This window comes from Sphingobium estronivorans, from assembly GCF_008692605.1.
GTDB lineage: Bacteria > Pseudomonadota > Alphaproteobacteria > Sphingomonadales > Sphingomonadaceae > Sphingobium > Sphingobium estronivorans.
In genome coordinates this window covers 1-26,730 of sequence record NZ_LFCT01000006.1, presented here as the reverse complement: position 1 = coordinate 26,730, position 26,730 = coordinate 1, and the positions used below count along the sequence as shown (strand labels likewise).

General features: G+C 64.7%; 29 protein-coding genes and 1 tRNA gene. 7 read left to right on the top strand and 23 right to left on the bottom strand.

Features of this window, described 5'->3' with window-relative positions; translation table 11 throughout:
- Positions 1-106: 106 nt before the first annotated feature.
- On the top strand, positions 107-1,216 hold the full coding sequence (locus tag F7P65_RS06120; protein ID WP_150290876.1) for a CDP-alcohol phosphatidyltransferase family protein: 1,110 nt from the start codon (positions 107-109) through the stop codon (positions 1,214-1,216).
- Positions 1,213-1,641 carry an HIT family protein gene (locus F7P65_RS06115; protein ID WP_150290875.1) on the top strand — a complete coding sequence of 143 codons (429 nt, stop codon included), beginning with the start codon at positions 1,213-1,215 and terminating at the stop codon, positions 1,639-1,641. Before F7P65_RS06120 ends, F7P65_RS06115 begins: the two co-directional genes overlap by 4 nt.
- Here the strand turns inward: F7P65_RS06115 and F7P65_RS06110 are convergent.
- On the bottom strand, positions 1,629-2,396 hold the full coding sequence (locus F7P65_RS06110; RefSeq protein ID WP_150290874.1) for a phosphocholine cytidylyltransferase family protein: 768 nt from the start codon (positions 2,394-2,396) through the stop codon (positions 1,629-1,631). The genes F7P65_RS06115 and F7P65_RS06110 overlap by 13 nt on opposite strands.
- A gap of 119 nt (positions 2,397-2,515) precedes the next feature.
- Between F7P65_RS06110 and F7P65_RS06105 the strand changes: the two genes are divergently transcribed.
- The gene (locus F7P65_RS06105; RefSeq protein ID WP_150290873.1) at positions 2,516-3,826 is read left to right on the top strand and encodes a lipopolysaccharide biosynthesis protein; all 1,311 of its coding nucleotides are present in this window, start codon (positions 2,516-2,518) and stop codon (positions 3,824-3,826) included.
- Positions 3,827-3,930: 104 nt separating this feature from the next.
- Here F7P65_RS06105 and F7P65_RS06100 read toward each other — a convergent pair whose 3' ends face one another.
- From F7P65_RS06100 to F7P65_RS06070, 7 genes are all read right to left on the bottom strand, one after another.
- Entirely contained in the window at positions 3,931-4,434 is a 504-nt protein-coding gene (locus tag F7P65_RS06100; protein WP_150290872.1) for an asparaginase domain-containing protein, read from the bottom strand.
- A gap of 135 nt (positions 4,435-4,569) precedes the next feature.
- Positions 4,570-5,382, bottom strand: a complete 813-nt coding sequence (gene proC / locus F7P65_RS06095) for a pyrroline-5-carboxylate reductase (protein ID WP_150290871.1) — start codon at positions 5,380-5,382, stop codon at positions 4,570-4,572.
- Between the two features lie 11 nt (positions 5,383-5,393).
- Complete coding sequence (locus F7P65_RS06090) at positions 5,394-5,900, bottom strand: type III secretion system chaperone family protein (protein ID WP_150290870.1); 507 nt, start codon at positions 5,898-5,900, stop codon at positions 5,394-5,396.
- Positions 5,901-5,991: 91 nt separating this feature from the next.
- Entirely contained in the window at positions 5,992-6,282 is a 291-nt protein-coding gene (locus F7P65_RS06085; RefSeq protein ID WP_150290869.1) for an accessory factor UbiK family protein, read from the bottom strand.
- Between the two features lie 45 nt (positions 6,283-6,327).
- A complete protein-coding gene (locus F7P65_RS06080) occupies positions 6,328-6,876 on the bottom strand; it encodes a TspO/MBR family protein (protein WP_150290868.1) in 549 nt (182 codons plus the stop codon).
- Between the two features lie 150 nt (positions 6,877-7,026).
- Positions 7,027-7,764: a TlyA family RNA methyltransferase gene (locus tag F7P65_RS06075; RefSeq protein ID WP_150290867.1), complete on the bottom strand. Its 738-nt coding sequence runs from the start codon at positions 7,762-7,764 to the stop codon at positions 7,027-7,029.
- On the bottom strand, positions 7,764-9,788 hold the full coding sequence (locus tag F7P65_RS06070; protein ID WP_150290866.1) for a protein-disulfide reductase DsbD family protein: 2,025 nt from the start codon (positions 9,786-9,788) through the stop codon (positions 7,764-7,766). Before F7P65_RS06070 ends, F7P65_RS06075 begins: the two co-directional genes overlap by 1 nt.
- Before the next feature lie 80 nt (positions 9,789-9,868).
- On the opposite strand from F7P65_RS06070, the gene F7P65_RS06065 reads away from it, so the two are divergent.
- A complete protein-coding gene (locus F7P65_RS06065) occupies positions 9,869-11,536 on the top strand; it encodes an alkaline phosphatase family protein (protein WP_150290865.1) in 1,668 nt (555 codons plus the stop codon).
- Positions 11,537-11,683: 147 nt separating this feature from the next.
- Here the strand turns inward: F7P65_RS06065 and epsC are convergent, their stop codons facing one another.
- From epsC to F7P65_RS06025, 8 genes are all read right to left on the bottom strand, one after another.
- Positions 11,684-12,667 (bottom strand): serine O-acetyltransferase EpsC, encoded by a 984-nt coding sequence (gene epsC / locus F7P65_RS06060; protein ID WP_150290864.1) that lies wholly within the window; start codon positions 12,665-12,667, stop codon positions 11,684-11,686.
- Positions 12,668-12,774: 107 nt separating this feature from the next.
- Positions 12,775-14,088, bottom strand: coding sequence for an ATP-binding protein (locus F7P65_RS06055; protein ID WP_150290863.1), 1,314 nt, complete (start codon positions 14,086-14,088; stop codon positions 12,775-12,777).
- Positions 14,085-14,795, bottom strand: coding sequence for a response regulator (locus F7P65_RS06050; RefSeq protein WP_150290862.1), 711 nt, complete (start codon positions 14,793-14,795; stop codon positions 14,085-14,087). Before F7P65_RS06050 ends, F7P65_RS06055 begins: the two co-directional genes overlap by 4 nt.
- A gap of 196 nt (positions 14,796-14,991) precedes the next feature.
- A complete protein-coding gene (locus tag F7P65_RS06045; RefSeq protein WP_150290861.1) occupies positions 14,992-15,813 on the bottom strand; it encodes a TorF family putative porin in 822 nt (273 codons plus the stop codon).
- A gap of 295 nt (positions 15,814-16,108) precedes the next feature.
- Complete coding sequence (locus tag F7P65_RS06040) at positions 16,109-17,605, bottom strand: SulP family inorganic anion transporter (RefSeq protein WP_150290860.1); 1,497 nt, start codon at positions 17,603-17,605, stop codon at positions 16,109-16,111.
- Positions 17,606-17,611: 6 nt separating this feature from the next.
- Positions 17,612-18,310 (bottom strand): carbonic anhydrase, encoded by a 699-nt coding sequence (locus F7P65_RS06035; RefSeq protein WP_150290859.1) that lies wholly within the window; start codon positions 18,308-18,310, stop codon positions 17,612-17,614.
- Between the two features lie 196 nt (positions 18,311-18,506).
- A complete protein-coding gene (locus F7P65_RS06030; RefSeq protein ID WP_150290858.1) occupies positions 18,507-19,217 on the bottom strand; it encodes a response regulator transcription factor in 711 nt (236 codons plus the stop codon).
- 164 nt (positions 19,218-19,381) lie between these two features.
- On the bottom strand, positions 19,382-19,921 hold the full coding sequence (locus tag F7P65_RS06025) for a 3'-5' exonuclease (RefSeq protein ID WP_150290857.1): 540 nt from the start codon (positions 19,919-19,921) through the stop codon (positions 19,382-19,384).
- A 337-nt stretch (positions 19,922-20,258) separates the two neighbouring features.
- On the opposite strand from F7P65_RS06025, the gene F7P65_RS06020 reads away from it, so the two are divergent.
- Complete coding sequence (locus tag F7P65_RS06020; protein WP_150290856.1) at positions 20,259-21,017, top strand: SDR family NAD(P)-dependent oxidoreductase; 759 nt, start codon at positions 20,259-20,261, stop codon at positions 21,015-21,017.
- Between the two features lie 282 nt (positions 21,018-21,299).
- Here the strand turns inward: F7P65_RS06020 and F7P65_RS06015 are convergent, their stop codons facing one another.
- Both F7P65_RS06015 and F7P65_RS06010 read right to left on the bottom strand, forming a co-directional pair.
- Positions 21,300-22,064 carry an SDR family NAD(P)-dependent oxidoreductase gene (locus tag F7P65_RS06015; RefSeq protein ID WP_150290855.1) on the bottom strand — a complete coding sequence of 255 codons (765 nt, stop codon included), beginning with the start codon at positions 22,062-22,064 and terminating at the stop codon, positions 21,300-21,302.
- Positions 22,061-22,795 carry a hypothetical protein gene (locus F7P65_RS06010; protein ID WP_150290854.1) on the bottom strand — a complete coding sequence of 245 codons (735 nt, stop codon included), beginning with the start codon at positions 22,793-22,795 and terminating at the stop codon, positions 22,061-22,063. Before F7P65_RS06010 ends, F7P65_RS06015 begins: the two co-directional genes overlap by 4 nt.
- 175 nt (positions 22,796-22,970) lie before the next feature.
- Between F7P65_RS06010 and F7P65_RS06005 the strand changes: the two genes are divergently transcribed.
- Positions 22,971-23,378: a hypothetical protein gene (locus F7P65_RS06005; protein ID WP_205451951.1), complete on the top strand. Its 408-nt coding sequence runs from the start codon at positions 22,971-22,973 to the stop codon at positions 23,376-23,378.
- Between the two features lie 152 nt (positions 23,379-23,530).
- Here the strand turns inward: F7P65_RS06005 and F7P65_RS06000 are convergent.
- The 5 genes from F7P65_RS06000 to F7P65_RS05980 all read right to left on the bottom strand — a co-directional run bounded on the left by F7P65_RS06000 (position 23,531) and on the right by F7P65_RS05980 (position 25,995).
- A tRNA-Arg gene (locus F7P65_RS06000) sits at positions 23,531-23,607 on the bottom strand.
- Between the two features lie 34 nt (positions 23,608-23,641).
- Entirely contained in the window at positions 23,642-24,124 is a 483-nt protein-coding gene (locus F7P65_RS05995) for a DUF1178 family protein (protein WP_150290853.1), read from the bottom strand.
- Positions 24,121-24,951, bottom strand: a complete 831-nt coding sequence (locus F7P65_RS05990; RefSeq protein WP_150290852.1) for a carbon-nitrogen hydrolase family protein — start codon at positions 24,949-24,951, stop codon at positions 24,121-24,123. Before F7P65_RS05990 ends, F7P65_RS05995 begins: the two co-directional genes overlap by 4 nt.
- A gap of 5 nt (positions 24,952-24,956) precedes the next feature.
- Positions 24,957-25,214 carry a glutaredoxin 3 gene (gene grxC / locus F7P65_RS05985; RefSeq protein WP_150290851.1) on the bottom strand — a complete coding sequence of 86 codons (258 nt, stop codon included), beginning with the start codon at positions 25,212-25,214 and terminating at the stop codon, positions 24,957-24,959.
- 49 nt (positions 25,215-25,263) lie between these two features.
- Positions 25,264-25,995 (bottom strand): ComF family protein, encoded by a 732-nt coding sequence (locus F7P65_RS05980; RefSeq protein ID WP_150290850.1) that lies wholly within the window; start codon positions 25,993-25,995, stop codon positions 25,264-25,266.
- A gap of 41 nt (positions 25,996-26,036) precedes the next feature.
- Here F7P65_RS05980 and F7P65_RS05975 point away from each other — a divergent pair.
- Positions 26,037-26,730 (top strand): class I SAM-dependent methyltransferase (locus F7P65_RS05975; RefSeq protein WP_150290849.1); only part of this gene is annotated, 694 nt, incomplete at its 3' end.

Below are 26,730 nucleotides of genomic sequence, written 5' to 3'. Positions count from 1 at the left end.
CGCCCGTTAGACAATCTGGCCGTAACCGGTTGAAGGGTCCCTTAAGCACTTGGCGTCGCAGACCGCCTCTGCCAAGGAGGAGCCAGCAATCGAAAATGAGCCATTCATGTCCCAACTTTCCGTTCGCCTGATCGGCGACAACCCGACCCGCATATGGAGCATCTCCTGCGCCGAGCGTGTGCATCGCATCGCCAAGGCCGCCGGATTTGCTGTGACCGACAGCAATGACGGCCCCACCTTGCTGATCAACAGCGCCTTTGCCTTCGACCCGCAATGGCTGGGTTTCATGAAGCTTCGTCCGAATGCCGTACTGACCATCGACGGCGTGCCAGCCATCGCCCATATCACCGGAAATAACGAAGAAGCCGCGCAAGCCCTGCTTTCCAGCCGGATGCCCGCGGGACTTCAGCCCGTGGCGGCAGAGGACCACAAGGGTTTCTACAATAAAAGCCTCCGCAAAAAGGAGTGGCCGTTTCTCCTGCCGCTGACGCCCGCCAATGTTCCGGCGATCGAACGCGCAAGCTATCAGGCTTCCTATAAGGGGGTCACCGACCTCCTCACCAAATATCTCTGGCCCGAACTCGCCTTTCACCTGACGCGCTTGGCCGCGCGGATCGGCCTTTCGCCCAATATGGTGACGGGCATCGGCGCCCTGTGCTGCATCGCCGCGACATTCCTTTTTGCCCAAGGCCTGTATTGGACTGGTTTCCTCATCGGCTTCCTCTTCATGGTGCTCGATACGGTGGACGGGAAGCTCGCCCGCTGCACCATCACCTCATCCAAATGGGGCAATATATTCGACCACGGCGTCGATCTCATCCACCCGCCCTTCTGGTGGTTTGCCTGGGGTCTGGGCCTTCAGCATTGGGGGCTGGCCCTTTCGCCTGAAATCTTCTGGATGGTCATGGGCGTGATCCTGGGGGGCTACGTCCTCCAGCGCCTCATCGAAGGCACCTTCATGCGCGCCTTCAACGGCATGCATATCCATGTCTGGCGCCGGTTCGACACCCGGTTCCGCCTGATCACCGCGAGACGCAATCCCAATATGGTGATATTGTTTGTCGCGCTGCTATTTGGTCGGCCAGACCTGGGCCTGATCGGGATTGCCTGGTGGACGGGGATCTCGCTGCTGGTGCATGCCGTTCAATTGCTGCAAGCCCATGGCGCGAAGCGGGCGGGGCAACCGGTCGTAAGCTGGATGGAACCGCAGGCATGAACGCGACGATCGACAAATTCGGCTTCCCAGCGACCCTGATCGCCGAGTTCACCCATTGGGTCGTCCTGCTGCGACCGGCGCAACCGACGCTGGGATCGCTGGTGCTGGCGGCGAAGTCCGACGCCACGGCCTTCGGAGACTTGCCGAGCGAAGCCCATGCCGAACTCGCCACCGTGACCAAGGCGATCGAACGCGCGCTCGCCCAAGCCGTCGGCTATGCGAAGATCAATTATCTGATGTTGATGATGGTCGATCCGCACGTCCATTTCCACGTGCTGCCCCGCTATGAAGGCAGCCGCGAACAGGCGGGCGTCGCAGCCTCCGACGCCGGATGGCCGGGGCAGCCCGATCTCGGCAACGCGGTGAAGCTCACCCCTGGGCAGATCGCCGCGCTGACCGATTGGCTGAAGCCTTATTTCGCGTAGCGCCCTTCGGCCAGCCAGCGGGCGGTAAGCGCCTTCGCCGCTTCGACATCCTGCGGGAAGTCGACCTCCTGCCAGTCCAGCCCCTCGATCGAGACGGTGCCGATGCGATTGCCCTTGGCGATGAGGTCGATGGCGCGCAGATACCAGCGCTCGACGCCCTCGGGCGTCCGCATCATCTGATCGATCTGGTTGCGGAAGATCGCGGGCCCCTCGCCCCTGAACGCCAGCATACCGATGGATTCGGCGTTGGTGTCGGGCGGCAACAGCCGCTTGCCGATGGCGTGCAGGCGGCCCGTCTCGTCCCGGTTCACCTTCATGTCGTCATCGTCGTAATCGCCCGGTTTCACGTCGACAGTGACGGTGATGGCGTCCTGCGCACCCTCGATCAGCTTCGCCACGATCTCGTCCGACACGATGGTGTCGCCGTTGAGGATGATGAAGTCGCGGTCCATCTCCTCCCGCACGATCCAGCAGGTGCCCAGATTGTCCGCGACCTGGAAGAAGGGATTGAACATGGTGCGGATGCGCGCGCCGGTGTCGCGGTAGAGTTGCAGCGCATGATCCTCCACCCGCTCGGTGCGGAAGCCGGTGACGACGACGATATCGGTCACGCCATTGGCGACCAGCGCCGCGATCTGCCAACTGATGAGGGTCCGGCCGTTGAAGTCGATCATGCATTTGGGAACGTCGCGGGTCAGCGGCAGCAAGCGCGACCCTTGGCCCGCGGAAAGGATGATGGCTTTGGTGATACTCATGGGCCGCCGCCTTAAAGCAAAGGGCTCGCCAGGAACAGCCTGTGTTGCATCGCATCCCTCCCAATCCTAGATAGGCGCGCGCCCGGACGGCGGCGTCACAACGAAAGGCCCGAGTTTCAGTGAAGATCAAGCGCGGATCGGGTGGCGCTCAGGAAGGCTTTGCCCGCATCCTGGCAAATACCGGATGGCTGCTGGGCGGCAAGGGCGTGGGCGGGATATTGAGCCTGGCCTATCTGGCCATCGTCACGCGGACGCTGGGCGTCGCGGACTTCGGCCGGTTCGCGCTGGTGCTGAGCGCCGCCAATGTCATCCAGACGCTGGTCAGTTTCGACAGCTGGCAGATCGTGGTGCGCTATGGCCAGCCGCATCTGGCCGCCGGCAACGGCGATGCGCTCAACCGGGTGCTGCGCTTCTGCATCCTGATCGACCTCACCTCTGCGGCGGTGGGCGGGCTGATCGCGGCCTTCATCATCCTCGTCTTCGGGCCGCTGATGCAATTGTCGTCGGGCATGGGGTGGCAGGCCTGGATCTTCTGCATGGTGACGATGATCACCATCCGGTCCAGCCCGACCGGCGTGCTGCGGCTGTTCGACCGTTTCGATTCGGGCGCCTTTGCCGAAACGATGATCCCGGTCGGACGGATGATCGGCGCCGCACTCGCCTGGGTGCTGATGCCCAATATCACTGGCTTCCTGATCGCCTGGGGGGCGGCCGAGCTGCTCTGCGCGACGAGCTACTGGCTGTTGGCGTTCCGGATCGGCGGTGAGAAGCTGGGCAGCTGGCGAGCGGGCAAGGCGCTAGACGCGCGGGCGGAAAATCCCGGCATCGTCGGTTTCCTGACCGCGACCAATTTGCAGACCACCCTCTCGTCCATGGGGCAGCAGGTGGCGGTGCTGGTGGTCGGCCTGTTCGTCGGGCCGACCGGCGCAGGGCTGTATCGGCTCGCCAACCAGCTCGCCAATTCGCTGACCAAGATTTCCGGCCTGTTGTCCCGCAGCATCTTCGTGGAACTGAGCCGCACCCATTCCAGCCAGGGACATGAGGCGCTGGGGACGCTGTTCCGGCGGACCAACCGGCTGGCGCTGATCGCCGGCGCGGTCATCATTGGGCTGATACTGACCGTCGGTCATCCGCTGTTGGGGCTGATCGCGGGGAAGGCGTTTCTGCCGGCCTATCCGCTGCTGGTGCTGCTCGGGATCGCGGCCTGCATCGATCTGGTGGGCGTGAGCTATCGCCCGCTGCTGATGGCGACCGACCGGTCCAGCCTGTCGCTGCGCATCACGCTGGTGTCGACCGTGCTGCTGCTGGGGATGCAGGCGGCGCTGCTGCCGCTCTATGGCACCATCGGCGCTGCGGCGGCCAATGTCATCGCCTCCATCATCGGCTTTGCGATGATGAGCCTGGCGAGCCGTCGCGTCATGCTTGGCTAATAGCAAGGTTCAAGCCCGCGCGGCGCTTGAGCGAAACCCACTTGTGATCGGTCGAAGACCGAGCACGATGGTATAAGGGTGGCAATGCCGGAAGCGGAAATCCATCATTCCTCGACGGGAACGAACGCCCCCCTGGCTCTGTCCTTCACCACTTTGTCGGCGCGAAACACCGATCCGCTCATCGTGATATAGACCCCCGGCTCCGCCACCTGAACCGTGGCGAAGGCCATGCCGAGGTTGAAGCTGGCGTCGCTCTCGCCGAAGCGCGCCGGGGCCAGCGCGCCGACCAGCACCACCGTCTTGCCGGGGATGGCAGAGAGCAACTTTGCCGTCTCGGTCATCGTATCAGTGCCATGGGTGATGATGACATGGCATTCCGGCGCCGCCGCCACGCGGTCGCGGATCAGCGCGCGATCGGCATCGTCCAGTTCCAGACTGTCCTTGCGCACCACTTCCTCGACCCGGAAGGGGCGCTTGACGCGGGCGATCTCCAGCAGCTTGGCCATCACCGTTTCCCCGACCTGATAATCCGACAGCGCGTCGAAATAGATCTTGTCGATGGTCCCGCCGGTGGTGAGCAGCAGGATGGGCGTTTGGGGGGGCAACATGGCAGGACTCCAAGGCGGATTGGCCGCCTCTTTAGAGCATTTCAGCAAAGCCGTGAACCGGCGGCTTTATACCAAGTCGCTGAGATGCTGACACTTCACGACTTGGCAGCGCTCAAGCGCCGCGCGGGCTTGGCCTTACCCGCCTTTCGCCATTTCCTCACCCCGGTCGCGGGCGGCGACAAGCGTGTCGGTGAGCAGCTTCAGCAACCGGTCGTCCGCGTCCAGCACATTCAACCCCTGCCGGGTCATGCCGCCCGGACTGGCGACTTGGTCCGCGAGGATCGCCGGGCTTTCGCTGGCCTGAGCCGCCATGCTGGCCGAACCGCGCATCGTGGCGAGCGCCATGCGCGCCGCCTGATCGGCGGGCAGGCCCAGCGCCTCACCCGCACGGGCGAAGGCATCGATGAAGCGGAATAGGAAGGCCGGGCCGCAGCCCGACAGCGCCGTGACTTCGTTGAATTGCCGCTCATCGGCAATCCACTCGGCAAGGCCCAGCGGCGCGATGAAGGCTTCGACGGCAGCGCGCGAAGCGGTCGGGAGCGCGGCATCGGCGTGAAGCGCGGTAACGCCCTCCCCTATCCCCACCGGCAGGTTGGGCATGGCGCGGACGACTTCGCCCGCCTGCGCGAAACGCGCCCGCAATTCGGCAAGCGGCGTCCCCGCGAGGATCGAGACGATCCGCGTGTCACCCGTGCAAAGCGGCGCGAGCAACCTTGCCACATCGCCCAATTGATAGGGCTTCATGCCCAGCAGCACGGTCGTCCCGTTGGACAGCGCGGCGGGATAGTCGGTGACCACCCGGACGCCCTCCGCCACGGGTTTGCCGCTGGGGCGCAGCACTGTAACGCGGGCGGGATCGAGCCCGCAGGCGAGCCAGCGCGACAGCATCTGCCCCGCCATATTGCCGCAGCCAACAAGGAACAGATGATCGGGCCAGATTGGGGTCATGGAAGAGCTACTCAAGCTTCGCCGCGGGTTTCGATCAGGCTGGCGGAAATCGCTTCGGTCGGGGTCTTGCCGCCCCAGAGCACGAACTGAAATACCGGATAGAAGCGTTCGCACTCGTCGATCGCGGTTTCGATCAGGATCTGCGCCTGGTCGAGCGTCAGCGTGCCGCCCGCGCCCAGCAGCGCGCCGTGGCGGAAAAGGACAATGCCGCTCGACGACCAAAGCTCGAAATGACCGAGCCAGAGCTGTTCGTTGATGAGGCCCAGCGTTTCATAGATGGCTGAACGCTTGTCGTCATTCACCCGGATGTCGGGCAGCGCAAGCAGTTGGAGCACCTGATCTTCATCGCGCCAGATGCCGCGCAGTTCATATTGAGCCCAGGACCCCTGGGTGCTGGCGACGATTTCGTCTTCGCCCACCTGATCGAAACTCCAGCCATGCGCCTCGAAATAGGCGGCCAGCATGTCGATCGGCGCGGCTTCCTGGCCGCCATTTTCAAATTCGTCGCTGTCCATCATCAGGGCGCCTTAGAGCATTTTTCCACGCCGGGGAAAGCACGGCCATGGAAAAATGCGTGGACAACCAAAGGCGGGCGGGCAAAAACGCCGCTTATTCCGCGTCTTTGCCTTTTGCGCGGACCGTCTTCGTGACGGGTTCGGGGGCCTTGCCCTCCAGCGCGTCGAGGCGGGCCTTCAGCAACTCCACCTCTTCGCGGGCGGCGGCGGCCAGCGCCTTCATCGCATCGAATTCGTCGCGGCTGACGAAATCCATGCCACCGATCCACTGCTTGGCCTTTTCGCGGGCATTGGTTTCGAACTCGCGGCTCATGCCCGCGACCGTTCCGGCCGCGCCATTCACCAGCTTGGCAAGGTCGTCGAAAAAGCGGTTTTCGCTCTGCATGATGCTTGGTCCTTGTATGGGGCGCCCCTTTCAGGCCGCCAAAAATCATATCTGGGTCTGGAATGCGGGTTTGCCAAGGCTTTCCGCGTCCGGATTGAGGCGGCCAATCTCATAGTTGAGGTAGGATGCAAAGGCCAGCCAGCACAGATAGGGGAGCAGCAAAAGGCCCGCGATGCGCCGGACCCGCCAGAAAAGCGCCGCCGTGACCGCCACCAGCGCGAGCAGGACGACGATGAGGACCAGCGCCTGATCCACCTGATGCGCGCGAAAGAAGAGCGGCGACCAGAGGAGGTTGAGCGCAAGCTGGACGAGAAAGGCCGCGATGGCGATCCCCCGCCCCCGCGCGCCGCGCGCATGGAGGACGATCGCCAGGGCAAGCGCCATCAGGATATAAAGAACCGTCCACGCCACGCCGAACGCCCAGCCGGGCGGGATCAGTTCCGGCTTGGCCAGTGCCGCGAACCAGCGGTTGCCATAACCACTATTGGCGAGCTTGCCGGAGAGGAAGCCAAGGAAAACAATCGCAGGCACAGTAACCAGCGCCCAGCGCAGATAGGCGAGGCGTAATTGACCCGGAGACGCAATCTCGTTCATCGGCAACGAAGCTCCACGATTTACTCAGCGGCTTCGAGCGAATCCTTCAAGGCCGAGTCAAGCCGCCGCCTGACGGTTTGCGGTGAAACGGTTCGTCCTGCAACCCGTGAATAGAAGATCAGGATCGGGAATAATGCGATGAGTGTCCCATTATCCGCCCAATATGGCGGAGAGGAGAAATTCCACATTACCCTGCGGCCCGGTGATCGGGCTGGTGGCGATGCCCTCCACCTGCCAGCCTTTGGATTCCGCCCATGCGCGCGCTTCGTCGCATACGCGCTGATGGATGGCGGGATCGCGGACGACGCCGCCCTTGCCCACTTCCTCTCGCCCGGCCTCGAACTGGGGCTTGATGAGGGCGATGAGACGCGCGCCGGGGCGGGCGAAGCTCAAGGGGCGGTCCAGCACCTTGGCCAGCGAGATGAAGCTGGCGTCGCACACGATGATGTCCACCGGCTCCGGTATGTGATCGGCGGTCAGGATGCGGGCGCTGGTCTGTTCATGGACGATGACGCGAGGGTCGGAGCGCAGCTTCCAGGCAAGCTGGTTGGTGCCGCTGTCCACCGCATAGACCCGCGACGCGCCGTTCGTCAGCAATACGTCGGTGAAGCCGCCGGTCGAGCTGCCGACATCGATGGCGACCGCACCCGTCACGTCGATGTGGAACGCCTCCAGCGCATGGGCAAGCTTGATGCCCCCGCGCGAGACCCAGGGATGGTCGCGGCCCTTCACTTCCAGTTCGGCGTCGGCGGCGACCTGCTGCCCGGCCTTGTCGATCTTTTTGTCGCCCAGGAAGACGAGGCCCGCGAGGATGAGCGCCTGCGCGCGGGCGCGGCTTTCCGCGAGGCCATTGTCGACGAGCAGTTGATCGGCGCGGATCTTGGCCATCAGGACACCAAAGCCGTCAGGGTGGCGGGGGTCAGGATCTGGGGCAATGTCTGCGCGTCCTTGCCGGGGGCGTACCACAGATAGAGCGGGACGCCCGACCGGCCTTGCCCTTCCAGAAAGCGGGTAATGGCGGGGTCCGCATTGGTCCAGTCACCGACCATCACGGTCACGCCGGCCTTGTCGAAGGCGGCGCGGGTTTCGCTGCGGTCGATGGCGGCGGCTTCATTCGCCTTGCAGGTGAGGCACCAGTCGGCGGTGAAATAGAGGAACACCGGCTTGCTGGCAGCGCGCAGGCTGGCAAGGCGGGCTTCGTCAAAGGGAATTCGGCCTTCGACTTCGGCGGCAACGGCGGGCGCCCGGGTGGGCAAGAGCATGGTCGATCCACCGAGCAGGGCCAGCGCCGCGACGGTCACCAACAGGCCGCCGCGCTTGCCCTGATGCTGGCGGCTGCCGAGCCACCAGAGCAGCAGCGCGAGGATCAGCGCGGCGCCGAGGCCCAGCGTCATGGCGGGCACGCCCCGCTGCTGGCCGAGCAACCACGCCAGGCCGAGCGCCGTCAGGAACAACGGCACGGACAGGATTTTCTGCACCCGGCCCATCCATGCGCCGGGTTTGGGCAGCCGCGTCCGCAGCGCGGGCAGATAGGCCAGCAGCAGGAACGGCAGCGCAAGGCCAAGACCCAGTCCGGCAAAGATCGCCAGCGACGCCGCCAGCGGCAGCACCAGCGCCGCGCCCATGGCCGCGCCCATGAACGGCCCGGTGCAGGGCGTCGCGACAAAGGCCACCAGCACGCCGGTCCAGAAGGCGCCCGCAAGGCCGCCCTTCCCCGCCAGCTTCCCGCCACCGCCATAGGCGCTGAGTTCAAACAGCCCGGCGAGGTTGAAGGCAATCGCCGTCACCAGCAGCAGCAGGCCAAGGATGATGCGCGGGTCCTGCAACTGGAACGCCCAGCCGACCGCCGCGCCCGCTGCGCGCAGTCCCAGCAACAGCCCGCCCAGCGCAAGGCAGGTCAGGACGATGCCAAGGCCGTAGGCCAGCGCTTCACGGCGGACGACATGCTCATCCCCGCCCGCCTTGGCGAGCTTCATCGCCTTGAGGCCAAGGATCGGGAAAACACAGGGCATGATATTGAGCAGCAGACCGCCCAGCACGGCTCCGCCGAGCGCGATCAGCGCGGTGCGAAGCGTGCCGGACCGGATAGCCGGAACCTCTCCGGGCCGGGCGGTCAGCAGGAAGCCGACATGGTCGCCGGTGCGCAGCACGGCCTGCATCGGACCGGGCTTCAGGCCCTGCCCCACCTCGGTCTCGATCAGCAGGCGGTCGCCTTGCCGCGAAACGGCTTGCGGCGCGGCATAGCGGGTCAGGCCATCGGCGAGCGGGAAGAGATGCACGTCGCGCGCGTCGGCGCCCGCCGGAAAGGGAATGGCCAGACGCAGCCGGCCATCGGCAACCGCATAGCGCGCCTCGCCGCCCAGGGGTCGGGGCAGATGGCTGCGCCAGCCGTCGAACTGCGCCCGCCGCGATGGCGGGATGGTGCCGTCTCCGGCGGTCAGATCGAGGCGCAATTCCGCGCCTTCCGGCACGCACACCTTGTCAGTGCAGGCCAGCCAGTCGGCACGGACCGTGATCGGCAGCTTCGTGCCCGCGGCGACATCCGGCGCGAGCGTCAGCTTCGCCAGGACGCCATAAGGACCTTCATAGACATGGTTCATCAGGCCCGAGATCAGGAGAGTCTCCGGCACCGGGTAACGCAGCGCGCCGATGGTCACGCCCTTGGGCAGCGTCCATTTGACCGTCATGCCCAGACCCGCATCGCCGGGATTTTCCCAATAGCCATGCCAGCCCGCTTCCGGCGTCATGGAAAAGGCAATGGTCGCGTCCCTGCCCGGCTGCGGCACCGTCGTTTCCGCCGTCAGTTCCGCCGCGATGTGGGGAACACCCTGCCCGAACGCGCCTTGCGCCCGCGCCGCCACCGGCGCGAACGTCAAAAGCACTGTCATCAGAAAGACATGAAAAATCCGCATCGGACCTCTGTTCGGCTGGATGCAAGGGGGCTAGGTCCCGATGCATGCGCCGTCAAGGCATCAGAAGGTATCCTCCGCCCATGTTGAAAAAAGTCGCTGCCGCCCTGCTTTTGGCCAGTTCGCTCCCCGCGCTGGCCCAGGCCCCGGCGGTTTCGGCGGCAGCCGCTCCTGCCCCGTCGACGCCACCCAAGCTCATCGTCGCCATCTCCGTCGATCAGTTCTCCGCCGATCTGTTCAGCGAATATCGGCAATATTATACGGGCGGCCTCAGGCGGCTGACGGAACAGGGCGTGGTCTTCCCGCGCGGCTATCAGAGCCATGCCGCGACCGAAACCTGCCCCGGCCACAGCACCATCCTGACCGGCAGCCGCCCGTCGCGCACCGGCATCATCGCGAACAGCTGGTACGACCTCAACGCGGCCCGCGCCGACAAGCTGGTCTATTGCGCGGAGGACGAGGCGCAGCCGGGCACCGACAGCAACCATTATCAGGCGTCGCCCGTGCATTTGAAGGTGCCGACGCTGGGCGGGCGGATGAAGATCGCCAACCCCGCCACCCGCGTCGTGTCGATTTCCGGCAAGGATCGCGCCGCCATCATGATGGGCGGGCCGACCGCCGATCAGGTCTGGTGGCTGGGCGGGCCGCAGGGTTATGTCAGTTACAAGGGCGTGGCTGTCCCGCCGCTGGTGGCCAAAGTCAACGCGGTCATGGCAGAACGGCTGGCGCAGCCCAATCCGGGCTTCGAATTGCCGCCGCAATGCGCGGCCAAGGATTTTCCGGTGACGGCGGGGGACAAAACGGTCGGCACCGGACGCTTCGCGCGCGCGGCCGGCGATTACAAGGGCTTCCGCATTTCCCCCGAGCAGGACGCGATGACGCTGGCCTTCGCCGCCGCCGCCATCGAGAATATGGCGCTGGGCAAGCAGGCGCAAACCGACATCATCTCCATCGGCCTGTCCGCCACCGACTATGTCGGCCACAGCTTCGGCACGGAGGGGACGGAAAGCTGCATCCAGGTCGACCGGCTGGATCGGGAACTGGGCGCCTTCTTCGACCTGCTGGACACGGATGGGCTGGACTATGTGGTGGTGCTGACCGCCGACCATGGCGGCCATGACCTGCCCGAACGACACCGGATGAACGCCATGCCGATGGAGCAGCGCGTCGACAAGGCGCTCACGCCCAAGGCGCTGTCGGCCGCCATCGCGGACAAGACCGGCATCAAGGGCAAGACGCTGATCTGGGGCGATGGCCCGGCGGGCGACCTTTATTTCGACAAGGGGCTGACCGTCGCCCAGCGCAACAAGGTGGAAGCCGCGACGCTGACCCTGCTGCGCGCCCATCCCCAGGTGCAGCTGGTGTTCACCAAGGCGGAAATCGCAGCCACCCCCTCCCCCTCCGGCCCGCCGGAAAGCTGGTCGCTGTTGCAGGAAGCCCGCGCCAGCTTTGATCCGCAACGGTCGGGCGACCTGCTGCTGCTGTTGAAGCCGCGCGTCATGTCGATCCCCGAAAGCGCGGTGATGGACAGCGTCGCCACCCACGGTAGTCCCTGGGACACCGACCGGCGGGTGCCGATCCTGTTCTGGCGCAAGGGCCTCACCCATTTCGAACAGCCGCTGGGCGTCGAGACGGTGGACATCCTGCCGACGCTCGCGGCGCTCATCCATTTGCCGGTGCCGAAGGGCGAAATCGACGGACGCTGCCTGGACCTGATCGCGGGCAATGGGGATAGCTGCGCGGGCGACTAATACTACGGCGCGATGAGTTTGACTCATCGGACCTTGGTAAAGCCCGCGCGGCGCCTGAGCGAAACCCACTTGTGATCGGTCGAAGACCGAGCGCGATAGTATAATATGTCCTGAGCGGAACGAGGACTCCTCGTCCCGCTCAAGCGATCAGATATTCTCCGCGATCCCCTCCCCCTCCACCACCGCGTGGACGCGATGGGGGGCGGAGACTTCGACCCGGCTGGTCACTTCATAATGGGCCTTGGCCTGCCGGACATTGCTGTCGGCGGGCACGCTGTCGGTCAGCCAGACATTGCCGCCAATCACGGAACGGCTGCCGATGATGATGCGCCCCAATATGGTCGCCCCGGCATAGATCACCACATCGTCCTCGATGATCGGATGGCGCGCCAGCGCCTTTTCCAGCCGCCCCTTCTCATCCGCCGGGAAGCTGCGCGCGCCCAGGGTCACGCCCTGATAGATGCGCACCCGGTCACCGACGATAGCGGTTTCCCCGATGACGACGCCGGTGCCATGATCGATGAAGAAGCTGCGGCCGATCTTCGCGCCCGGATGAATGTCGATCCCGGTGCTGCTGTGCGCGATTTCGGAAACGATTCGCGCCACCAGCGGCGCGCCCAGCTGATAGAGCCGATGCGCCAGCCGATGATGGATGATCGCCATCATCGAGGGGTAGCAGATCAGCACCTCGTCCACGCTGCGCGCCGCGGGATCGCCCAGAAAGGCCGCCTCCACATCGCTGTCGAGCAATTCACGCACTGTTGGGAGGCTTTGGGCGAAGGCGCCGATGATCCGCGAAGCCTCCCGGTCCAATGCCTCGGACGGCTCCCCCTGCATCGCATAGATCAGTTCCAGGCGGATCTGGCCATAGAGGCGACTCAGCACGGTCTGCAAGGTCTGCGCCACATAGGCATCCTCATTATGCAGCCGCACGAAGCTGGGACCGAGGCGCAGCGGGAACAGCGCGCCGCACAGCGCGCCCATGATCTTGGTCAGGGATGCGCGGGATGGAAAGCCCTCCGCGCCATATTCGGCATGATGCTCCTGCCCCTCCCGCCAGCGCCGCCGCACGGTCCCCAGTTCAGCCGCCAGCCGGTCAATGTCCCAATAGCCTTCGCCTTGCGCCGTCATATGTGCCTCTTACCGAACAGGCTATCGGCATAGCCCGCCGGAGTGCGCGGCGATAAACGAGTTTTGCTTGGGGGTTGCCAGATTCTCTTTTGGCCGGGCTGTCTTTTTCAATGCCCTTCCGCCGGCGGATACAGACAGATTTCCGCCCGCAATCCCCCTTCCGGCCGGTTGGCGAGGACCAACTGCCCGCCCTCCTGCTCGACCGCGCGGGCGACGATGGCCAGGCCCAGACCCAGTCCGCGCGTGTTGCGCTGGCGCGCCACATCCAGCCGGGCGAAGGGCTTCAACACCTCCTCCAGCTTGTCGCGGGGAATGCCGGGACCGTCGTCATCGATCCGGATCAGCACTTCCCTCTCCCGCCGCTCCAGCGTCACGCGGGCACGGCCGCCATAATGCAGCGCGTTCTCGATCAGGTTGCCGACCGCTCGCCGCAGCGAAAGAGAACGCACCGCCATTTCCAGATGATCCGGCCCGGCATAATCGACGTCCTTGCCATGATCCTGAAAATCGTCGACCACCGTGGCGACCATCACCGCCACGTCGGTCCGCACCGGTGGCTCTCCATTTTTTTCGCCGCCCAGAAAGGCGAGGAGCGAGTCGATCATCTCGCCCATTTCCTCCAGGTCGCCCTCGATCGCCTCGCGTGCCTCATTTTCAGGGAGGCTTTCGAGCCGCAGTTGCAACCGGGCGAGCGGCGTGCGCAGATCATGGCCGACCGCAGCCAGCGTCTCGGTTCGCTCCGTGATGAGGCGGTGGATGCGCGTCTGCATGGCGTTGAAGGCGCGGATGAGGTTGCGCACATCGTTGGAACCGCCCTCTTCCACCATGACTTCGTCGCCAAGGCCGATGCGTTCCGTCGCGCGGGTGAGGTCGCGCAGCGGCGCCAGCGTGCGGCGGATCAACATGCCGCCGACGATCAGCAACGCCAGCACCGGGATCAGCGCCAATCCCATGCGTCCAAGGGTGAAGGTCCATTTGCCGCCGCTATGCCGCATCCCGAAATAGAGCCAGCTTCCGTCCGCCAGCCTCAGGCCGCCATCGATCTGCGACATGCGCGCCGGGGCGGCGAGCCGCAGCCAGAGATGCGCCTGTTCCAGCGACGGTTCCCAGTCGATGATCTGGCGCCGCATCCGCTCCAGCCCCGGCGCCAGCGGCGGCGGCGGGGGCGATGCGGCCGTCCAGTGAATGTCGTAGCGGTCTGTGGTCAGTTGCAGCGCCAGCGCGTGCCGCTCGTCCGGTGGCTGTTCGGTCAGCAGCTTGCGGGCGATGACCAGATGCTCGGCCAGGCGACGGGCCTCGTCATCCTGGAGCGAAAGCTGGTTCGCACGTTCATTGACCAGGGTGCCAAGGGCAAATTCCAGCGTGAGGGTCAGCAGCAGGATCGCGAAGATCTGGCCGACCAGGCTGACATGCCGTCTCAAGCCCGGCTGACCTCCGCATTGAACATATAACCGACGCCTCGCACGGTGGTGATCGGCGCGGCGCGATCCTGCGTGGACAGCTTGCGGCGCAGGCGGCTGACCAGGACATCGATGCTGCGGTCGGAGCTGTCGCCCATGCGGGTGCGGGACAGTTCGATCAGCCGCTCGCGGGCGATGACGCGCTGCGGATGGCTGAGGAAGGAGCCGAGAAGGTCGAACTCCGCGCCGGTCAGGTCGACGATGGCACCGGTGGGCGAGCGCAGTTCGCGGCGGGGGAAATTGACGATCCAGCCGTCGAACCGCGCTTCATTCTCCCGATGCTCGTCCGGGCCGCGCTCCACGCCGACGCGACGCAGGATGGCGCGGATGCGGGCGATCAGTTCGCGGGTGCCGAAGGGTTTGGGAAGATAATCGTCGGCGCCCAGTTCCAGGCCGACGATACGGTCGGTCTCGCTGCCCTTGGCGCTGATGAAGATGATGGGGACGTCGCTCTTGCGCCGGATCTGGCGGCAGAGGTCGATGCCATTCGTGCCGGGCAGCATCACGTCGAGGACGACGAGATCGACCGGACCCGCATCGAAGGCCACCCACATTTCCGGGCCGGAGGAAGCCGGGCGGACCTGATAGCCATGTTCCTGCAATGCCCGCGCGGTCAGCGTGCGCAGCGGCGGGTCGTCCTCCACCAGGATGATCGTGGGGGCGGTCATGCCGGAAGGGTGGCCGGGGAAAATCTGCTCATGGGAGGGAGATAGGTCCCGCAGGATAGGCGGTCAACCGGACGTTGCCACAGCAATAGCCGGGGCGAAGTTCAGCAACAATTTGTCATGGTCGCGACAACCGCCTGCCCCGCCGCAGCAAGATTTGTCACGCCGGGCCTCTTGCCAAGGCCCGGCGTGAATCGCATCAGAAAGCGGCCGAAAGGGAGAAGACCACCCGGCTCCGCGCGATGGACGACCCATCCGCGTCCGAGAAGTTCGGACGGATGTAATTTTCCTCGACCCAGGCAATGTCGGTGTCGACATAGGCGAGGCCCAGCGTCAGCGGCGTGCCGGGAATGGCGACGTCGGCGCCCACCAGCCAGTCGAGATATTTGCCCGTGGGCGCGATCGAGGTGCCGTTGGGACCAAGGCCCGGATTGCCATTCGACCAACCCAGATGCGCCTTCAGCGTGACCGGCGTGTTGGGCACGGCGCCGCTGACATCGCCCCAGATGTAGAGATTATCCTCCTTGTCACCGATGCGGCTTTCCGGCGTGTTCGACCAGTTGCCCAGCGCCTGCTGCTTGGGCGCATATGCGACGCCGAGAAGGCCCTTGACCGGGCCGAGTTCGCTCGACAGCTTCACATAGGGTTCGGCAAAATCGGTCTCGTCGGCGCCCGAGGGGTACATATACCATGTCAGGCCGACGTCCAGCGTCGCGCCGCCCAACGGGATCGCGTAGCCCGCGAACAGATCGAGTTCCATGTTCGAGCCGCCGAAAGTGCCCCAGCCGGAAAGGTTGGAGGCCCAGGTGCCGGCATAGGCGCCGCTTTCATGGGTCACAGTGACGCCGCCCTGCACCGCCATGCCCTTGTCGGTCTGCGACACGCCACGGAAGCGATAATCGGACACCAGCGCGACGCTGCCGGAAACGGCGACGGGACCCGCGGGCTCTTCCTGAGCGAAGGCCGGGGCGCTGAAAAACAGCGCAAGCGCGGCACAGGCAATCTGATACTTCATGAACATTCCCCTTTAAGGCAAGAATGTTCCGTCCTGCGTCCGCGCATTCGAAAATCTGTGTGAAGTCAAACGTCTTCGATATTTGCGGAACAGGAGCAGGTTATTGGGAAGGGAGCGGTTCAGGAAACAGGTTTTTCGCAACTGCGAGAGGATGGCCTGGCGCTGTGGCGCCACCAACACGCTATTTTTCCTTCACGATGCCGAATGTTTCTATTTGATTTCCAAACAGCAAGAAAAAGGCCGCCGCCTCACAGGGTCCCTGTGACGCGGCGGCCTGCTGGTGGCCTGATGAGGGGGGAAATCAGGCGACGAGATGACGCATCCGGCCGGTAGCGCCGAACAGTTCGACCTGCGCGCCGGTTCCCCGGCGACGGTCGACCCACTCGCGCACCATTTCCGCGCAGGTATGATCGATATGGCCCAGCCGTTCGACGTTCAGGATCACCAGACGCCCCGCAGGCACCGATTCCAGCCGGGCCGAGAGGCTTGGCAGATTGAGGAAGGTGGCGGTGCCGTGCAGCGCCACTTCATGCGCGTCCTCGCGGCTTTCCTCTTCCATGCCAAGGCGCAGGCGCCGGACGTGGGGCAGCATTTCCAGCAGCGACAGGCCGATGCCCACCAGCACGCCGGTCAGCAGGTCGGTCGCCACGACGCAGATCAGCGTCGCCGCCCACACCACAGCCGGGAGCGGGCCGTAGCGGTGGAGCAGGTGCTTCGCGTGGTCAAGGCTGACCAGACGAATGCCGGTGACGACCAATATGCCGGCCAGCGCCGCCATCGGGATTTCCCGCAGCAACCAGGGCAGCAGGGCCACGAAGCCCAAAATCCAGATGCCGTGCAGGATCGTCGACAGACGGGTCTTGGCCCCGGCCTGGACGTTGGCCGAACTGCGGACGATCACGCCGGTCATCGGCAACGCGCCTGCGACGCCGCAGAGCAGATTGCCTACGCCCTGCGCACTGAGTTCGCGGTTATAATTGGTGCGAACGCCATCATGCATCCGGTCGACCGCCGCCGCCGACAGCAGCGTTTCGGCGCTGGCGATGAAGGCGATGGCAATGGCGGTGGTGATGACCGTGGGGTTCATGAGCTGCGCCAGCAGCCCCTGTTCGGGCAGCGAAATGGCGGCGACGATCGATTCCGGCACCACCACGCGCGCGACGGGCAGGCCAAGGAAAAACGCCACCAGCGTGGCGAGCACCACGCCGATGAGCGCGCCGGGCACCAGTTTCAGCGAAGCGGGGCGGAATTTCTCCCAGCCCAGCATGCCGCCGATCGTGACCAGCCCGACCGCGAAAGCCATCGCCGCGTCCTGATGGGTGAGGCCGAAAATCTGCCCCGGCATCGCGACCAGATTGGCAAGCCCGCTGGACAGCGGCTTGTCGTCGAACAGGACGTGGAACTGCCCCACGACGATCAACACGCCGATGCCGGCCAGCATGCCGTGCACCACCGCGGGCGAGATCGCGCGGAACCAGCCGCCGACGCGCAACAGCCCGGCGATGACCTGGATGATGCCGGCCAGGATCAGAATCGGACCCAGGGCGGAAAGCCCCTGTTTCTGCACGATTTCGAAAACGATGACCGCCAGGCCCGCCGCCGGGCCGCTGACCTGCAGGGGCGACCCCGCCAACAGGCCGACGATCAGGCCGCCGATCATGCCGGTGATCAGGCCCTTTTCCGGCGGCACGCCGGACGCGATGGCGATGCCCATGCACAACGGCATCGCCACCAGGAAGACGACGATGGACGCCGTGAAGTCGCGGCTGAAGGTGCCGCCGGAAAATGCCTTCATCATGGGAAGTTACTCCGCCGCCACGGCATAGCCGGTGTCGGCGGCCAGCCGCTTGGCATGGGGCAGCGCGATCGGCAGCGGCTGGCCTTCCCGCAGCGGTATGAAGCGGCCGGTTTCGCCGTCCAGACCCAGAACCTGACCCGCATGAATGTCGACATACCAGCCGTGCAGCGCAATCTCGCCACGCGCGATGCCCGATGCGACCGACGGATGGGTCCGCAAATGGGAAAGCTGCACCACGATGTTTTCCAGCGCCATGTTGCGCAGCTTCTCCGCGTCGCTCAAATCGTCGGGATAGCTTTCGCGGCAGACCTTCTGCGCGGCATGGCTGTGGCGCAGCCAGGCGGCGACATTGGGCATCGCCGTGAGATCGGCATTGGTGGACAGCGCCTTCATCGCGCCGCAGTCGCTATGGCCGCAGACGATGATGTCGCGCACGCCCAACGCCATGACGGCATATTCGACGGTCGAGGTGACGCCGCCATTCTGCGTCGCATGGGGCGGCGCGATATTGCCCGCATTGCGGCAAACGAACAGATCGCCCGGGTCCGCCTGCATGATATGTTCAGGCACGATCCGCGAGTCCGCGCAGGAAATCATCAGCGCCTTGGGGCTTTGCCCGTCGCTGGCCAGGCGGTTGTAAAGCGTGCTCTGGTTCGGAAAGACATGGCTTTCGAAGCTGAAGACGCGACCGATAAGCTCGTTCATGTCACTGCATCCTTCTTCATGAGTGGGCCGGTCAGGGGGCAGACCGGCGTTAGGCAGGAAGGATAGGGACGCGTTTTTGCTGCGGCGCAGCGGCTTTGTTAAATACTGTGTCTGTGCGGCGGGAGGAGCATCGCGAACGGCAATCCGTCCGATTCTCCAGGAAAATCAGAGCAATAGACTGGAAAGGATAAGAGGTTCAGCGCCGGTCGACCACGGCGCTGAACAGATATTCGCCGCCGCGCACCGTGACGATGGGGGCGGCCCGTCCGCCATGGCGAAGCTTTCGCCGCAACCGGCTGACCAGCACGTCGACGCTGCGGTCGGAGGATGGCGTATCGCGCACCCCGGCCAACTCCATCAGGCGCGCCCGGGCGATCACCACCTGCGGATGATCGAGCAATACCAGCAACAATGAAAATTCGGCAGCGGTCAGTTCCACTCGGTCTCCATCGGGATCGATCACCTCCCGGCGGGAAGAATCGACCGTCCAGCCGTCGAAGCGCGCCTCGGCCGGACGACGCGTGCCAAGCGCGCGGTCATTGCGGCGCCGGCGCAGCACCGCGCGCAGCCGGGCGGCCAGTTCGCGCGGAGAATAGGGTTTCGCCATATAATCGTCAGCGCCCAGTTCCAGCCCGACCACGCGGTCGACCTCGCTGCTGTTGGCGCCCACCAGGATGATCGGCACGTCGCTGCGCTCCCGCACGTCACGGCACAGGTCCATGCCATCCGGCCCGCGCAAGGCGGCGTCGAGCACCACCACGCCGACGGCCATGCTGTCCATCGCCTTCCAGATGTCGTTCGCGTTGGCGGCGGGCAAGGCGCGGAATCCGCTCTGCTCCAGTGACTGGCGCACCTCATGGCGCGCCTCCGGCTCAGCCTCCGCGATCACGATGAGCGGCAGACTCATTGCCCGGCCACGGACGGCGCATGGAGGCCGCGCAGTCCATCGACGAGAATGTGCGACAAGAGGGCCTCCTTCCTGACAACCGGCATGGTCGATCGGGATTAGGCCCCCTGAATGTCTCCGTAATTTGCCGAGCGTTACAAATTATTGCTGGCAGGCAATATCGCTCAACCCAGCCGTACCAACGCAGGCCGCGCGACAGCCGCCTTGCCCGATATATGGTCCAGCAAAGCCGACAGCCACAGCGCGTCGCTCGCCGCCCGATGCCGTTCGACATAATGGGCGTCGGCGAACGCGACAGCGGCGCTGATCCGCTCCTCATCCGCGCGATGTTCGTCCAGCAGCAGCGAGACATGGTCGATGAGGAAGGGCGTCGCCTGCCCCGCCGCATCGGCCAGCGTGTCCAGCCAATATTGGTCGATCATGCTGTCGGCCACGATGCGCCGCCCGTCGCAGGCGACGGCAAGTTCCGTCAGCACGGTTTCCGCAGGCAGGCCGTTGCGATATATCTGGGCAAGGCTGATGCCGTGCAGCGCCTCGGCCTCTGCCGACCAATGCCAACCCGCCCAATCGTCATGCGGACGGATCAACCAGCTTTGTGCTTTCCCATCATCGGCAATGCCGACTTCGATCGGGTAGGACAGACCGTGCCGGGGCAGGCACGACGCCTCGAAATCGATCGTGAGGATCGTCAAGTTACTCTCCATGTTTCAAGGCCGTGTCCGCCCCTCTCCAGACCGGCCAGCCAGCTTTTCGATGCGCCCTTCCTAGAAAGGGACTATTGCAGTCCAAAGTCAGCCGCGCTGAAAATGATGTCGGCGGCCTCTTTCCGGCGATCAGCCGAACCGGGTCATTCCAGCGCAAAAACCGGACATGAAAGGGCAACCGACCGGCAAGTGGCACTTGGCAATGCCGCAATCATCCCTAGAGCGATTTCCAGTCAGATGGCATCATCTGACGGTCAAGAAATCGCGGTAAAACAAAAAATAGATCGCGGAACCGTTATCGCCCCCTTCGCGGGCGCAAGAAGGATGGAGTCGCACCATGGCAGGAACTGCATTCATCACCGGAGCAACCGCTGGCATCGGCGCCGCATCGGCGCGGCGTTTCGTCGCCGCGGGATGGAAGGTGATCGTCACCGGACGCAGAGCCGACCGGCTGGAGGCGCTGGTCGCCGAACTGGGTGGCGACAAGGCGCATGCGATCGGTTTCGACATGCGGGACGAGGCCGCCATCGATGCCGCGCTGGCGGGCCTGCCCACGGAATTTTCCAGCATCGACCTGCTCATCAACAATGCCGGGCTGGCGCTGGGCACCGCGCCCGGGCAAAAGGCCGATCTCGACCAGTGGCGTCAGATGATCGACACCAATATCACCGGGCTGGTGACGATCACCCACAAGCTGCTGCCGCGTCTGATCGAGCGCAAGGGCGCGATCATCAACATCAGTTCCGTCGCGGCGACCTATCCCTATGCGGGCGGCAATGTCTATGGCGGGACCAAAGCCTTCGTGACCCAGTTCTCGCTCGGCTTGCGTTCGGACCTGCATGGCACCGGCGTCCGCGTCACCTCCATCGAGCCGGGCATGGTCGAAACGGAATTCACCCTGGTCCGCACCGGCAGCCAAAGCGCGTCCGACGCGCTCTATGGCGATGCCAATCCCATGACCGCCGAGGATATTGCCGAAACCCTGTTCTGGGTCGCCAGCCAGCCCAAGCACCTCAACCTCAACCGGATCGAGTTGATGCCCGTGACCCAGTCCTTCGCTGGCTTCCAGGTCGCGCGGGAGGGACAGTCTCTCTAATACCGCTCGGCCTTGCGGATGCCCTTTCGCGACACATGCAGATCACCGGCGGACGTGCCTTCACACTGTCCCAGCCGTCACCGAACGATCAGTCGGGAAAGACGGGTTGGATCGTCGCGAAGAGATTGTCGACCGCCGGCTCGGGCGATGGATATGCTCGCTTGCCGTGCGTCAATTTCGACGCATCACGGGGCACACACCGCGCACATACCGCAACCCAATTGGCGAACGCCGAACCGTCGCCTCACCGGATGCAAGATGATGCGACGGCTCGGTCCGTCGTCATCGGCACATAATGGCGCCGTCCACGAACATCGTATCGCCGGAGATATAAGCGCCTTCGGCCGACGCCAAAAACGCAACGGCATGGGCAATGTCGATCGGCTGCCCCATGTAGCCTATCGGGATGCTGGCCTCGACGGCAGCGCGTGTATCGGCCCCGTCAATGTATTGGCCGAGCTGGGGCGTTTCGATAAAGCCCGGGCAGATCGCGTTCACGCGAATGCCGTGCGGCGCATATTCCTTGGCCGCCGCCTTGGTCAGCCCCAACACGCCGTGCTTTGCCGCTGTATAATGAGGCAAACCCGGTGCCGCCATCACGCCCGCACCCGAACAGTTATTCACGATCGTCCCGCCGCCACATTTCAGCATGGCGGTAATCTGATGCTTCATGCTGAGGAATATGGAACTGAGATTGGTGCGAATGACCTGTTCCCAGTCAGCCAGTTCCTGCTCATGGAAAGGCGCGACGGTGCCGGTCATACCCGCATTGTTGAAGGCGATGTCGAGCCGACCGAAATGATCGACGGTTTTTTTCACCATTGCGGCGATCGCTTCTGGTTTTTCCACATCCGCATGGATGAAAATGGCGATGCGCCCGGCAGACAGGATCCTGTCTGTTGTTTCGCGTCCGCGATCCACGTTCCGCGCAACAACGGCAACGCTTGCGCCGCGCTCGGCCAGATACTCCGCAGTTGCCTGCCCGATGCCGCTGCTCGCGCCGGTGACAAGCGCAATCTTTCCCGTGAAGTCGAGGGGCCCACTCACCGTTGCTTACTCTGCAAGGCTTCCGGATCCGTCCACCCGCCGACGCGATAGGCGCTGGTGATCATGACTGAAACATTGGGCAGGTCCAGGAAGCGAGCGACGTTAGCCATTTCTCGCGCATAATTGGCCTTGTACACCTCTTCGGAGCCGTCGGCTTTCCAAAAAACGAGCGGGTCCGTCATGGCCTCAATCGGGTAACATTCCTCCACGATCCCGTCCCAGGCAGGCGCACCGGGCGTGAGGACGCGGGTCACGATATTCTGGCAGTAATAGAATGTATCCTGCGTTTCCACGCCGACACGGGTCTGATCCCGCATCCAGATTTCCATGTAGCCGTCGCGCGTTATGCCGGGCAGCTTGAACAGAAATGCCAACTGCGAAAATCCGCGCACGCGGTCGGTAGTATCAGGCGCTTCGGTGTTGGGGAGTACGGTCGATTCCGCCACAGCATAGCCTGCGATGCGAGGGGCAATGCTGTTCAGGATTGTCTCCACAGGCTGCCTGTCATGCGCAGCGTTCAGCCAGAAGGCCACCATGGCGGTTGGCGATGGCTGTACCGGTTCGGCCCTGAGCGGTGCTCCAGGTGCCACGGTCTCATCGACGATGTTGATCTGGAGGCGATCTACGGGAAGAGAGAGAAGATGGTCCCGAACGCTTCCCAGCAACAACGAGTTGAATTGTTCGATGGGCTGGGTATCCGGCTTCCAAAGTATATAAATTATCTTCTCCAAAGGCGCCTCTTCAGTTTCGTCATCAGTACAAAATGCGCTCGAATTCCGATGATTTCAGATTTGCCGGGCTTGGACACTAATGCAACGGGCTGATCACCGCTATAGTCGGTTGCTATGCGTAAGCGCTCACCCAAGTTATGGCGGCTTTTCGACTGAGGCCGAGCAGCGGGAGTTCTTGACCAGCCGCCGCCGTCTTGTTGCGTTGCTGGATGGCACGGCGCCAGTCGTCGAAGACGACGGCCACCGCCTGCCGCTCCACATCGAAACCGTGCCGGATCGGCGTGGGCGCAATCTCAAGCTGGTGCTGCGATCAGGCGAGGAGCAGAAGCTCAACGTCGATCTGGAGCTGATCGCTCTGATCCGCAAAGCGGAAGTCGCTCGGCAGCAGCTCTTCACGCAAGCTTCAGTGACGAGCGATCGCACAGCCGAGCGGGTCGCGCGACTGGCTTTCCTCGCGCCGGACATCATCACCGCCATTCTAGAAGGCCGGCAACCGGCGACACTCACGTCCCGGCGACTCATGAAGCATGCGGCCATTCCGCTGGACTGGAAAGCGCAGCGCGAGGCGCTCGGCTTCCAGTGAGTCTTGGCAAAACCGTGTGCCACCCGAAGAGGCCCAAAAGCACGTCTCTGCGGCACTCGGTTCTGCGGCAGCTCGACAGAATGGCGCGGAACTGCGCCATTTTCGAGGCCCGGCACAGGCACTGCCTAAAGACGTCGTAATACGAGAATATGTGGTGCGCCCAACAGGATTCGAACCTGTGGCCTTCGGATTAGGAATCCGACGCTCTATCCTGCTGAGCTATGGGCGCCCGGTCACGGCTCTATGCTGCGTGCGGCGTGTGGTCAATTCTTTGCTTCGGAGGGTATCACCGGGAAAGGCAGCGGCGCCACCTCCACCCCTTCGGCGATCAACGCCCGCGCCTCTTCCAGCGCGACCTCGCCATGGATGCTGCTGCGGTCCTGTTCGCCATAATGCATGGCACGGGCCTGTTCGGCAAAGCCCCTGCCGACCCATGTGGAATCTTGCAGCGCCTTCTTCTGCGCGTCCGCCAGCGCCTGGATCAATTCCCGCATCTTGCTTTCCTCGCCCGCGCCCATGGCGATGGACGCGCCGTCGGATGGGCCGACCTGCGCCGGCAGTTCGGTGCGGCTGTTACCCTTGGCCGCGACGGCGGGCGCCATCACGGCCTTGCCCACCTGCATGTCGCCGCAGAGCGGGCAGGACAGCAGGCCCCGCGCCTTCTGGTCTTCATAATCGGTGCTGGAACCGAACCACGCCTCGAACACATGGCCTTGGGATTCGCATTTGAGGTCGAAAACGATCACGACACTGTCACATCCATGGGCAATGATCGCCGATTGGCGAGCGCGGGGACTCGTCCGCGCACGTCCTCTATGCGCGACAGGTCGATCTCCGCAAGAGCAAGACCCGCCGTTTCGCCCATATCCAGGACAATGTCCCCCCATGGGTCAACGATCAGGCTGTGGCCATAGGTGTCGCGGCCATCGGCATGATGGCCGGTCTGCGCGGCGGCGATCACGAAACAGCCCGCCTCGATCGCCCGCGCCCGCAGCAAAATGTGCCAGTGCGCCTTGCCCGTGGGCACGGTGAAGGCGGCGGGCATCAGCAGCACCGTCGCGCCCGCATTGGTGAGCGCGCGGTAAAGATCGGGAAAGCGCATGTCGTAACAGACCGACAGCCCCATGCGCGCCCAGGGCGTATCGACCGCCACCACTTGCTCGCCTGGCCCATAGACCGAGGATTCGCGCCAGCTCTCGCCCGTCGCCAGATCGACATCGAACAGATGGATCTTGTCATAGCGGGCGCGGATGACGCCGCTGTCGTCGATCATGAAACTGCGATTGGCCCAGCGCCCGTCGCTCCGCTCGTCCTTCAGCGGCAGGGAACCAAGATGCACCCAGAGCCCCTGCTTCGCCGCCGCATCGCGCACCGCCGCCAGCACCGGATCGTCCGCCTCCGAGCGCAGCGTCGCCGTCGCCCGCTGCCGGTCGCGGTCCAGATAGCCCGCCATTTCCGGGGTAAAGAGCATGTCCGCCCCCTCCCCCTTGGCGCGTGCCGCCATCTCCGCGATCGCGGCGGCATTGGCGGCGGGATCGATCCCGCTGGTCATCTGGAAGATCGCGGCGCGCATTGCCCTTATACTCCGAGCAGCGCGTCGAGCTTACCCTGCCGGTCAAGCGCCGCCATATCATCGCTGCCGCCGATATGCGCGCCGTCGATGAAGATTTGCGGCACCGTCGTTCCGCCATTGGCCCGGCCCAGCATTTCCTCGCGCTTCGGGCCGCCCATGGTGATGTCATATTCCTCGAACGCGACGCCCTTGCCTTCCAGCAGCGCCTTTGCCCGCGCGCAATAGCCGCACCACGCCTTGGTATAGATTTCGACCTTCGCCATATATTCCGATACTCCTTGACCGCCGAAATTGTGGCTCCGCGGGCTTTTGTCAATCGGGGAGCACCCGCGCCCAGCAGAGAAGGTGAACGCTCGCCGCGCCGCCGCGTTTCAACGTCCGGGCGCAGGCAGCCGCCGTTGCGCCGCTGGTGTGCACATCGTCGATCAACAGCACAGCCCGGCCGCTCAGGCCATGGTCCGGTACCAGCGCGAAGGCGCCATGCACCGCCTTTGCCCGCGCTTTGGGGTTCATACCCCTGAGCGGCACGGTTCGCCGGGCGCGGAGCAAGGCGTGATTGTCGACCGGCAGGCCCGTCATCCGCGCCAGATGCCCGGCGATCAGTGCGGACTGGTTGAACCCCCGCCACCACAGGCGCGAACGGTGCAAAGGAACGGGCACGATCAGCGCGTCCGCCAGCGTGGGGAGTTGCCGCGCCATCTGCTTCGCGATCAGCCGGGCGAGGCCGATGCGCCGCCCATATTTGAGCCGCAGCGCGACCGCCCGCGCCACATCGCCATAGGCCAGCACCGCCCGCGCGCTGTCGAAGGGCGGCGGATCGGCCAGGCAGGCGCCGCATTCCGCGCCCGCCCCGTGATCGTGATCGAAGGGCACGCCGCAGCGCGCGCAGCACGGCTCCCCCAGAAAACGCATCCCGCTCCAGCAGGCGAGGCAGAAGGCATCGTCCGCATCCACGATCATGCCGCAACCGGGGCAGCGCGGCGGCAGGGCGAAATCGAGCGCCGGGCGCAGCATGGTCTTGAGAAGCGGCGAAAGGGGCATCATCTCCCTTGTTCCCGCTCCTTCACCGATGCACAAGGCCCGCCATGACCAACCCCGACATCTTCGACCGCCGATTGCGCGCCGTGCGGCGCGACCGGATGGCGGCGCGCTTTGCCGAGCATGACTTTCTTTACCGGGCCATGCTGGACGAACTGCTCGACCGGCTGGGCGATGTGCAGCGCGAGTTGAAGGAAGTGCTGGTCATCGGCTGTCCCGACGACAGCGCCAGAACCGCGCTGGAGGCGATGGGCAAGACGGTCGTCTGCGTCGATCCCGGTTTCGCGGCGGCGCAGGCGCAGGCCGGGGGGCTCGGGAGAGTGCAGGCGGATGAGGATGCCCTGCCCTTTGCCGACGACAGTTTCGATCTGGTGATCGCCTGCGGCACGCTCGACAGCGTCAATGACCTGCCCGGCGCGCTGATCCTGATGCGGCGGATATTGCGGCCCGATGGACTGATGCTGGCGGCCTTTACCGGCGCGGGCTCCCTGCCCCGCCTGCGCGCCGCGCTGATGGCCGGCGAAGGCGACCGGCCGGGACAGCATATCCATCCGCAGGTCGATGTGCGTTCGGCGGGCGACCTGCTGAGCCGGGCGGGCTTCGCCATGCCGGTGGCGGACGGCGATGTGCTGACCGTGCGCTATGGCGACATGCTGCGCCTGATGCACGACCTGCGCGGCATGGGGGCGGGCAATGTGCTGGCCTCCCGCCCGCCGGCGCTGCGGCGCGAGGCGCTGATGG

Excerpts from the sequence above, each read along its gene's own strand:
- F7P65_RS06075 (WP_150290867.1), bottom strand. The coding sequence starts at position 7,764 with ATGGCCAAGATCCGCGCCGATCAACTGCTCGTCGACAATGGCCTCGCG.
- F7P65_RS05990 (WP_150290852.1), bottom strand. The coding sequence starts at position 24,951 with ATGCGCGCCGCGATCTTCCAGATGACCAGCGGGATCGATCCCGCCGCC.
- F7P65_RS06025 (WP_150290857.1), bottom strand. The coding sequence starts at position 19,921 with ATGGAGAGTAACTTGACGATCCTCACGATCGATTTCGAGGCGTCGTGC.
- F7P65_RS06120 (WP_150290876.1), top strand. The coding sequence starts at position 107 with ATGTCCCAACTTTCCGTTCGCCTGATCGGCGACAACCCGACCCGCATA.
- F7P65_RS06100 (WP_150290872.1), bottom strand. The coding sequence starts at position 4,434 with ATGTTGCCCCCCCAAACGCCCATCCTGCTGCTCACCACCGGCGGGACC.
- F7P65_RS06090 (WP_150290870.1), bottom strand. The coding sequence starts at position 5,900 with ATGATGGACAGCGACGAATTTGAAAATGGCGGCCAGGAAGCCGCGCCG.
- F7P65_RS06030 (WP_150290858.1), bottom strand. The coding sequence starts at position 19,217 with ATGAGTCTGCCGCTCATCGTGATCGCGGAGGCTGAGCCGGAGGCGCGC.
- F7P65_RS06050 (WP_150290862.1), bottom strand. The coding sequence starts at position 14,795 with ATGACCGCCCCCACGATCATCCTGGTGGAGGACGACCCGCCGCTGCGC.
- F7P65_RS06065 (WP_150290865.1), top strand. The coding sequence starts at position 9,869 with ATGTTGAAAAAAGTCGCTGCCGCCCTGCTTTTGGCCAGTTCGCTCCCC.
- F7P65_RS06110 (WP_150290874.1), bottom strand. The coding sequence starts at position 2,396 with ATGAGTATCACCAAAGCCATCATCCTTTCCGCGGGCCAAGGGTCGCGC.
- F7P65_RS06080 (WP_150290868.1), bottom strand. The coding sequence starts at position 6,876 with ATGAACGAGATTGCGTCTCCGGGTCAATTACGCCTCGCCTATCTGCGC.
- F7P65_RS05980 (WP_150290850.1), bottom strand. The coding sequence starts at position 25,995 with ATGATGCCCCTTTCGCCGCTTCTCAAGACCATGCTGCGCCCGGCGCTC.
- F7P65_RS06035 (WP_150290859.1), bottom strand. The coding sequence starts at position 18,310 with ATGAACGAGCTTATCGGTCGCGTCTTCAGCTTCGAAAGCCATGTCTTT.
- F7P65_RS06040 (WP_150290860.1), bottom strand. The coding sequence starts at position 17,605 with ATGATGAAGGCATTTTCCGGCGGCACCTTCAGCCGCGACTTCACGGCG.
- F7P65_RS06085 (WP_150290869.1), bottom strand. The coding sequence starts at position 6,282 with ATGCAGAGCGAAAACCGCTTTTTCGACGACCTTGCCAAGCTGGTGAAT.
- F7P65_RS06045 (WP_150290861.1), bottom strand. The coding sequence starts at position 15,813 with ATGTTCATGAAGTATCAGATTGCCTGTGCCGCGCTTGCGCTGTTTTTC.
- epsC (WP_150290864.1), bottom strand. The coding sequence starts at position 12,667 with ATGACGGCGCAAGGCGAAGGCTATTGGGACATTGACCGGCTGGCGGCT.
- F7P65_RS06115 (WP_150290875.1), top strand. The coding sequence starts at position 1,213 with ATGAACGCGACGATCGACAAATTCGGCTTCCCAGCGACCCTGATCGCC.
- F7P65_RS06070 (WP_150290866.1), bottom strand. The coding sequence starts at position 9,788 with ATGCGGATTTTTCATGTCTTTCTGATGACAGTGCTTTTGACGTTCGCG.
- grxC (WP_150290851.1), bottom strand. The coding sequence starts at position 25,214 with ATGGCGAAGGTCGAAATCTATACCAAGGCGTGGTGCGGCTATTGCGCG.
- F7P65_RS06020 (WP_150290856.1), top strand. The coding sequence starts at position 20,259 with ATGGCAGGAACTGCATTCATCACCGGAGCAACCGCTGGCATCGGCGCC.
- proC (WP_150290871.1), bottom strand. The coding sequence starts at position 5,382 with ATGACCCCAATCTGGCCCGATCATCTGTTCCTTGTTGGCTGCGGCAAT.